This is a genomic window from Rothia sp. HMSC076D04, from assembly GCF_001814645.1.
Taxonomy (GTDB): Bacteria; Actinomycetota; Actinomycetes; order Actinomycetales; family Micrococcaceae; genus Rothia; species Rothia mucilaginosa.
Genome location: NZ_KV817361.1, coordinates 1 through 487 on the forward strand (window position 1 = coordinate 1; position 487 = coordinate 487).

General features: G+C 61.0%; 1 protein-coding gene. It reads right to left on the reverse strand.

Annotated elements, in window-relative coordinates; translation table 11 throughout:
* On the reverse strand, positions 1-354 hold a 354-nt coding region (locus HMPREF2980_RS09695), incomplete at its 3' end, for an IS3 family transposase (protein WP_141755939.1).
* Between the last annotated feature and the right edge of the window lie 133 nt (positions 355-487).

Consider the following 487-nt stretch of genomic DNA (forward strand, 5'->3'; position numbering starts at 1 on the left):
GTCGCGGCCGATGATGTTGGCGAAACTTTGCCCCACCTCCCCCTTGTAGGAGTTGTACCTGTGGTAGGGCCTCTCACGGCGTATACCGCAGCGCAACCCCATCTGGCGCATCATCTTCAAGACCGTCTTATCAGCGATACGCACCCCTTCCTCAGCGCGCAGGCACATAGCTACCTGCCTGTGACCGCACCCGTTGGGGGTTCGCGAAAAGATCTGGGCGACCTTGGGACGTAGCTGCACTCTGGTTGGCTGCTGGGGGTGAGCCAGTGCGTAGTAGTAGCTCGACCTGGCAAGGCCAGCAGCTTCGAGCAGATCACGCACCGCGTGTCCCTGCCCTGAAAGCTTAGCGACCACTAGGGCTTTGTCCCGGTTTGGGAGCGCTTCTGCGCCTTCAGGGCAATCGATTTTTTTAGGTACGCCACCTGTGCCTCAAGCTTGCGCACGCGCTCTTCGAGTTCCTCCTCACGCGTTGGCGGCACCGCCCGCA